The organism is Ectothiorhodospira magna, from assembly GCF_900110965.1.
GTDB classification, from domain to species: Bacteria; Pseudomonadota; Gammaproteobacteria; order Ectothiorhodospirales; family Ectothiorhodospiraceae; genus Ectothiorhodospira; species Ectothiorhodospira magna.
Genome location: NZ_FOFO01000028.1, coordinates 23958 through 31026, shown reverse-complemented (window position 1 = coordinate 31026; position 7069 = coordinate 23958). Strand labels below are relative to the sequence as shown.

Annotated in this window: 6 protein-coding genes; 4 read left to right on the top strand and 2 right to left on the bottom strand. The window is 59.6% G+C overall.

Features of this window, described 5'->3' with window-relative positions:
- Positions 1-162: 162 nt before the first annotated feature.
- Positions 163-705: an Lcl C-terminal domain-containing protein gene (locus BMX62_RS11100; RefSeq protein ID WP_090208854.1), complete on the top strand. Its 543-nt coding sequence runs from the start codon at positions 163-165 to the stop codon at positions 703-705.
- A gap of 419 nt (positions 706-1124) precedes the next feature.
- Here the strand turns inward: BMX62_RS11100 and BMX62_RS11095 are convergent, their stop codons facing one another.
- Together BMX62_RS11095 and BMX62_RS11090 are read right to left on the bottom strand one after the other, a co-directional pair.
- Positions 1125-3146 (bottom strand): site-specific recombinase, encoded by a 2022-nt coding sequence (locus BMX62_RS11095; RefSeq protein WP_238375972.1) that lies wholly within the window; start codon positions 3144-3146, stop codon positions 1125-1127.
- Positions 3147-3169: 23 nt separating this feature from the next.
- On the bottom strand, positions 3170-4237 hold the full coding sequence (locus BMX62_RS11090) for a DUF21 domain-containing protein (RefSeq protein ID WP_090208849.1): 1068 nt from the start codon (positions 4235-4237) through the stop codon (positions 3170-3172).
- 409 nt (positions 4238-4646) lie between these two features.
- Here BMX62_RS11090 and BMX62_RS11085 point away from each other — a divergent pair, with 409 nt between their 5' ends.
- From BMX62_RS11085 to BMX62_RS11075, 3 genes are read left to right on the top strand one after another with little or no spacing between them, the layout of a single operon-like run.
- Positions 4647-4934, top strand: coding sequence for a sll1863 family stress response protein (locus BMX62_RS11085; RefSeq protein ID WP_090208845.1), 288 nt, complete (start codon positions 4647-4649; stop codon positions 4932-4934).
- 60 nt (positions 4935-4994) lie between these two features.
- Positions 4995-6071 carry a zinc-binding metallopeptidase family protein gene (locus BMX62_RS11080; RefSeq protein WP_090208842.1) on the top strand — a complete coding sequence of 359 codons (1077 nt, stop codon included), beginning with the start codon at positions 4995-4997 and terminating at the stop codon, positions 6069-6071.
- Positions 6068-7066 carry an amidoligase family protein gene (locus tag BMX62_RS11075; RefSeq protein ID WP_090208838.1) on the top strand — a complete coding sequence of 333 codons (999 nt, stop codon included), beginning with the start codon at positions 6068-6070 and terminating at the stop codon, positions 7064-7066. Before BMX62_RS11080 ends, BMX62_RS11075 begins: the two co-directional genes overlap by 4 nt.
- Positions 7067-7069: the final 3 nt, after the last annotated feature.

The following is a 7069-nucleotide window of genomic DNA, read 5'->3' as shown; positions in this document are numbered from 1 at the left end:
GGCGTGCATCGGTTTTTTCGTGGCTCTTTTTCGGCTTAGTCACCTTAAGAATCACGATCTTGCCGGTGCATGTCCACCCCACCTTCCATTATCCCACTGTTTTAACAGGAAATTTGCCTGCGAAAACCTGGGGATACTCCAGCCGCCAACCTCACTGAGCCCATGTTGATTGTCCCAAAGTTCTGTGAACGCCTGTACCTGGACAGCGACGGGCGCCATCACTTAGATCGAATGCCAGATTTGGTGTACGTCGATCACGGCGATGGCACCGCCACTCTGGCGCCGAGCAATCCGGATTCGATCTATGTAGATCATCACGATGGCACCGTCACCGATTTGCGAACCGGCCTCATGTGGAAAGCGTGCGCAGAGGGCTTGAACGGCGCGACTTGCGAGAACGGTTCCGCAGAACACCTCGCGTGGATCGACGCTCTGGAGAAAGCTAAGGCTAGCAACTTCGCTAACTACACCGACTGGCGTTTGCCAAGCGTCGATGAGCTGCGCAGCCTCATCGAGCAATGCCGCGGTAGTCCAACAATAAACACGCATCGCTTTCCGAATACCGCTGGTTCGCTTTTCTGGTCAGTTTCGCCCTTTCCAGGTGTTGCAGAGGTTGCATGGGCCGTGAGCTTTGGCAGTGAAGAAGACCACGGTCGCCACCGAGATGCACCCCTCGCAGTTCGTCTCGTGCGCGGCGGGCAGTGATTCTAGCCGCACAGCAGTCTGTGTCTAACCGCAGAGGCAGACACGCCTTCGGAGGCTAGAGGAAATTCTTTGGATCGCCTGATCTGACTAGCCCCGAACAATGGGATAGTTGACGCAAGAGTGAGGAAGAACTTAAGTATCGTTCCACATATAACTTGAAGTTATTGGCGCTCCGTCATTATGAGTGGACGGGTTGACAGCACTGGCCGCACTCAGTTTGCTTTTTGCGAATCGGTCCATGAAACGAGAGGGGAGCTTGGTGTGGGGGCTCGGGCGTCAGAAGGCCGGAGTACAGGTGGCCGCTATCGCAATGATAGCGGCTGCCAACCATCGCCGAGGCCGGTCCAGCGCTCCTACCGCTAGATGCCGACTTATGCGGCCAAATTCCCGAAACCAAAATCGATCCCGCATCCGTCAGATCACGGCTGGGTCGAACCTGGTTGGGCGTTTTGGCCAGTGTCGGGCTGCTCCGGTGGTGGCAACAACACGCCCAGGGGGTGACGCCGCACCTGACGGGCATAGATACGCGCCAGCTTGCGGATATCCCCCAGCCTGACGCCACGGGCCTTGAGGGCCACGTACATGGCCAGGGTGAAACTTACCCACAGATTCACCGCCCCGATCAGTAACACGAAGACGAAATACAGCAGGAATAGAGGACCGCCCAAGTCGTGGACTGAGGCCACATAACCCAGGTTGGCCGAGGAGAAGGCCACATGGCGGATATCCAGGGGCAGACTCAGCCACAAACCGATCAGCCCCGTGGTACCCAGCAAGACGCCGAAGAGGAAATTGCCCGCCAAGGCGCCATAATTATGGTCCAGATACTCCGCCAGTCGGTCACGAGCCGGTCGGGACATCACCCTGGCAAGATGGGGATTGCCCTTCATGCGATCCCCCAACTGCAGATAGGCGCAGCGGTTATCGAAAAACCCGGCAATCAGTCCCGCCAGGAACAGCCAGACACCGGCAATCGCCGCATGCAGCAACGCCAATCCGACCAGAGGCTGAAGATCCAGCAGGTGATAATCCACCTCATCGGCACTGAGCAAAGGGGTACCCGATAGACCCAAGACAACCCAACCCACCAGAAATGCCACCGGCAGAGCCACGCTCACGTTGCCCAACACCGCCACGAACTGGGATCGTCCCACCTGGATCAGGATATCGGCCACCTTTTCCTGGTTGGCATTGCCTCGCTCTCCGGCCTCGATCACCGCTGCCAGCCTGGCGGCGGTCATTGCCGGCTGTTTGGTTGCCACGGTGAAGTGCAGGATGTGGATCAGCACAAAGCCCAGACCATAGTTCAGGCTCACCCACAGTGTCTCCCAGCCGGGCGACAACCCAAGCTTCATGAGCCAGATCTTGACCAGGGCCATGAAGGCGATGATGAAACCCGCCCCCGCCGCCGCTCCCAGCATCTGCAGGTATTCCCGACGATTTTTAGTGATGTAATGCTCGCCAGTCCGACTGGACAGTTCGGTCACGCTGCGGGACACCAGCCGGATATTATCCTGCCAGAGGGCCTTAAGACTGGTCTGACGGATGTTGCCGGTCACCAGAGTCTTGAATAGCCGTATCCCGGTGCGACGGCGGCGATCCTGATCAAAGGGGTCGAGCAGATCCAGCAAGATAGTGATTCGCTCCAGCGTCTGTTCGAGCCGGGTGATCAAATGGGTGAGGCCGATACTGCTACCCCGGGTAACGGCCCGTTTCTGAAATCGCTCGATCTGTTCGGCACATTGTTCCAGTAGAACCCGGGCGTGGCGATCATCATGAAACTCCCGGGACGGGTCTTCCAGCCAAGCAACATAGTCCCGGATATAGGCAGACATCTCCCGTTCCTGAGCGACAAAAGGCGAGTTTCGCTCAGCCATGGAAGGGTCAAGACGCAGCAGTTCCGGCTCCAGTTCCTCCCCGGCCACCCACAGGGAGAGCATCTCCAGGGCATAAAGAACCTGCTCCCGGGCACGACGGAAGACCGGCCCCTCTTCCTGGGTGAACTCCTCAAGAGCATCCAACAGGGCCAGCCAGACCTCGTCGGGAACCGCAGCCACCCAACGGGGATCATTCGGTCGGTCAAAAACCAGATAGAGGATATCCCTGAGATTGCCCGGGTCTCGTGGGCGGGGGTTGATCAGCTCGTAGAAACGCTGGCCGAACTCACGCAGAAAGCCTCGTCGGGAAAACAGTCCGATCTCCGTATAGATCGGTAAATGACGGCTTGCCGCCAAGGCTGCCTCCATGTTGCCCAGGATAGCACCACGCAGTTCGTCATTCTCCCGCAAGGCGACCGTCAGCGCCTCCATGCGGGCCAGGGTATCGTCGAGATCATCGGGATCCCGGGGGCGCAGCCAGGACACCAGGGTCCGCAGACGTCCCACCAAGTCGGCAGTCTCGCCGTCTGCCAGGCATTCCATCAATGACTGCAATGAGTCCATGGGTGTGTTCCCTGTGGGTCGGATCACTTCTCGGGCAAAGTATAACAGGGCGGACGGGAAACGGAGAGCGTTTCAGCGTCCTTTGATACCCGTGCGATCTTCCGCAACAGGCGTCCAAGGATGTCGGTTCCGGTGAGCACTCGTGGCTGCTCTCCCCACGACAGCACCACGTCGTCCTCGACGATGTCGTCCCCTTCCCGCCCCGAGTACAGTCGGAAACGCGGAATCAGTTCACCGAGTTTCCGTTCGCCGCTGCTCACGATGATCGGGCGGTGGCAGTGCCGCAACGGATTGAACCGTTCGGGTGCGAACATCGCCTCGCGCAGAAAATCGTTGGCGCTCAGGACGAGCCGCGGTTGATGTTCGGAATCGACGATCACCACCCAGCTCTTGCCCGAGCGATTGATCTCGCGGAGAAACGGATCCCCGGGATCCGCGGTGATTTTCGGAAACAAGGGCTTCGGCCCATCGAATTCCAGGCGCAGCACGCTCTCTGGATCCACCGGCTCGCCCTCGTCACGTAACGGGACGTCGTCGAGTTCCAGGAAATTCAGCGCGCCCTGCCCTTCGACCCGGGCGATCTCCGACTCGGAGGCCTCCATGTGCAGTTGGATCACGCGACGCAGATCACGCTCCGGGAAGAAGCGGATGTTCTCCCCGCCCAGCCAGACATCCAGCAACCAGGCGGTCGGCCTCGCCACCGGATAGAGCAGAACCTGGTAGACCCGCAGCACCGGCGCCAGCAGCGACGCCATGCGCAGCGCGTTGCGTGAGAAATAGGACTGCGGAATGATTTCCGCGAAGATCGTGATCACTACGGTGGAGAACAGGAACGCGATCACCCCGCTCATCACGGAGCCCGAGAGCAGTGTCAGCAGCACGTTCACCCCGACATTGCCCCAGAGAATCGTGACCAACGCGAAGTTCGCGTCCTGACGCAGATGCAGCACGCGTTTTGACAGCTCGTTGCCCTTGCGCGCCTCTACCTCGAGCTCCAGCTTGCTCAGGGAGAACAAACCAAGGTTCAGGCCGGAGAGCATCGCCGACTGCGACAGGCACAGCAGGATTCCGATCCAGGTCAGCAGAGTCATTACACCTCCTCCAATTGCCCGCAGCGGGTAGTAGATCAGTACGTGCGTGATCCACCATACGCCATCAGAGCGGCATTGGAGAACCAGAGGAAATTCATCCAGCCATGCCCCAGCACATATGGCCATGCAGGCTCGACGCCCTGCGCAGGATTCTCATGTAGAAAAGCCCTTCTGAAACAATCAGTTGCATGACTTCACGAACAGGCTGCAGCTCAAGGCCACGCAGCTTCACGAGGCGATTGTGGACTGCCGGTTTCGGATATAGAATCCGGAGATTGAGGCAAACGCAAGAACAGATCGAACTGCAACAGACCGATCTTGCATAGGGGCCGGCCAGCTGACGAGCACACTCGGGCAACGGTATCGGACCCAAGGTTTTCCCACACCACCTCTACAAGGAGGTCACATCATGAGTAATCGCGAAGCCCACCTGGACAAGATCAAGGCGCAGATCGACGAATGGGGCGCCGAGATCGACAAGCTCGAAGCCAAGGCGCGTGGCGCGGAAGCCGACGCCAGGATCAAATACGAGGAGCAACTCTCCGAGATGCGCATGCAGCGTGAAAAGGCGCGGGAGAAGTGGCGCGAGATGGCCGAGTCCGGCGAAGACGCGTGGGAATCCATGAAGGACGGCATGGAGTCGGCCTGGGATAGCATGAGCAAGGCGTTCAAGGACGCGGCCAACAAGTTCAAATGAACGAAGCGACTGCCGGCGACACAGCCAGCCGGCAGTCGCTTGATCCAATGGAGAGCCAAGATGCGCCTGTTCAGTTGTGGCCACTGCGGACAGCGGCTGTACTTTGAGAATGTCTCATGCACTCGCTGTGGCGCGACGCTGGGATTTCTGCCCGACCGGCTCGAACTGGTATCCCTTGATCCAAGCGGAGACGACCTTTGGCGGCCTCATGGCGAAGACACCTCCTATCGCATGTGCGCCAACTTCATCCAGCATGCGGTCTGCAACTGGATGATTCCGGCTGACGCCCCCCATGAGTTCTGCCCGGCATGCAGGCTCAACCAGACGATTCCCGACCTTGGGGTCGACGGCAACATAGACCTCTGGCGTTCGCTCGAAACCGAAAAGCGGCGTCTGGTCTATTCCTTACTGAGACTGGGCTTACCCCTCACCCCCCTCAGCGACGGGCCCGGCGGACTCGCCTTCGACTTCCTGGCCGATACCGCCACCCCTTTCAGCGAACGTGGCAAGGTGCTGACCGGCCATGCCGAGGGGCTGATCACGATCAACATCAAGGAGGCGGACCCGGCCGAGCGTGAGCGCATGCGCGACAAGCTGGATGAGCCCTATCGCACGCTGCTGGGTCACTTTCGGCATGAGTCGGGACACCATTACTGGGACAGGCTGGTGCGGGACACCCACTGGTTGCAGGATTGCCGCGCCTTGTTCGGCGATGAAACCCAGGACTACGGCGAGGCTCTGGAGCGGCATTACCAGCAGGGTGCCCCCACGAACTGGCAGGAGCAGTTCATCAGCGGCTACGCGACGATGCACCCATGGGAGGACTGGGCCGAAACCTGGGCACACTACCTGCATATCGTCGACACCCTGGAGACTGCCTGGGCCTTCGGCATCGGCTCCCGACCCAGGGCGGGCGATGATGATGACGGCTGCGTCCGACACGACTTCGACCCGTATCGGGAAACGAGCATCGAGACATTGATCGAACACTGGCTGCCGCTCGCGTTCGCGCTCAACAGCCTCAACCGCAGTATGGGTCACGAGCACGCCTATCCGTTCGTGATATCTCCAGCCGTCGTCGAAAAGCTCGGGTTCGTACATCGCGTGGTGCGCGAAGCGGAGAATCCCCCGGCATGAATGACCAAACCCCCGCTCTGGCCGAGCCCCCCTGGCTCGAAAACGCCGAAGGCAAACCTCGGCGGGTAGGCGTCGAGCTCGAGATCAGTGGCATCGAGCTCGATGTGCTCGCCGCCCATGTCGCCGAATTCCTAGGCCTGCGTGCAGACACCGCCGGACGCTACGAAAGGGTCTTGAAGGGCGACCCGGATGGCGACTGGATCGTTGAACTGGATTTCGACCTGCTGAAGAAGCTTGGCCGTGAACAACTTGAGGAAGGCACGGTGAGCGCCGGCATGGCATCCGCAGCAGAAGACGTGCTTGCCTGGGCTGCCGAATCCCTTGTACCCCTCGAGATCATCAGCCCACCGTTGCCGCTGGACCGGTTGAGTCAGTTCGAAGCGCTGATCAAGAGCCTGCGCAAAGCCGGGGCCAAAGGTACTTCCGACAGTGCAATCAACGCCTTTGGCCTGCAATTCAATCCTGAGCTGCCGAGCCTTGAACCACGCCTGATTGCGTCGGCGCTGAAAGCCTTTTTCTGCTTGTACGACTGGCTCTACGAGCGGGCCAATATTGACTTGTCCCGCCGCGTCACAAGCTACGTCAACCCCTTCCCTGGCGACTATGTCAGAAAAATCATCGCCCCCGACTACTGGCCAGACCTCACCGACCTGATCGACGACTATCTCGCCGACAACCCGACCCGAAACCGCGCGCTGGACATGTTGCCACTGTTCGCCCATCTGGACGCAGACCGGGTTCGCACGCAGACCGATGATGTGCTCATCAAGGCCCGCCCCACTTTTCATTATCGGCTTCCCGATTGCGAAATCCACAAGCCGGAATGGGGTCTTCATGTGGCGTGGAATGACTGGATCGAGGTCGAACGTCTCGCCGCTGACGAGGCCCGACTCGAAGCGTGCTGCACCGCCTACCAGACGCACCTTGACAGTCCGTTGGTCCGAATCTTCACCAACTGGGCCAGCACCATTGAAATTGAATGGCTAGACCGCTGATCG